1 pseudogene is annotated in these 597 nt (G+C 71.9%); it reads right to left on the reverse strand.

Annotation, left to right across the window (positions count from 1 at the left end):
- Positions 1–597, reverse strand: a pseudogene (locus tag BZY54_RS53935) (aldehyde dehydrogenase family protein); the annotation flags it as partial.

Raw genomic sequence — 597 nt, forward strand, 5'->3', positions numbered from 1 at the left:
GGTGGAGCCGGTGAAGGAGACGTAGTCGGCGCGCTGGACGATCTCCGGACCGACGACCGGGCCGTCACCGATGACGACCTGGAACACCTCGGCGGGCAGCCCGGCCTCGACGAGCAGGTCGCGCGCCCACAGCGCGGTCAGGCAGGTCTCGGTGTCGGGCTTCATCACCACGGCGTTGCCCGCGACGAAGGCGGGGAGCGCGTCGCCGACCGACAGCTCCAGCGGGTAGTTCCAGGGGGCGATCTGGCCGACGACGCCTCGTGGGTGACGCAGTTCGTTGACCTTCGTCAGGGTCGGTACGGCGCCGGTGTGCCGCTTGGGCTTGAGGTAGGCGGCGGCCCGGCGGCCGTAGTGCCGGGCGGCGACGGCGACCGCCTGCACCTCCTCGTGCGNNCCTTGCCGGTCTCCAGCTGGATGAGGTCGAGGACTTCGGCCTGGCGTTCCAGCACCAGGTCGTGGAAGCGGAGCAGGACGGCGGCACGCTGCCGTACCGGGGTCTGCGCCCAGACGGCCTGGGCGGCTCGGGCCCGTTCGAAGGCGAGCGCCACGTCCTCGGGGGTGGACTCGGGCAGGTCGGCGAGTTTCTCACCGGTGAAC

It is taken from the genome of Streptomyces carpinensis (assembly GCF_002154505.1).
In the GTDB taxonomy this organism is placed as follows: Bacteria; Actinomycetota; Actinomycetes; order Streptomycetales; family Streptomycetaceae; genus Streptomyces; species Streptomyces carpinensis.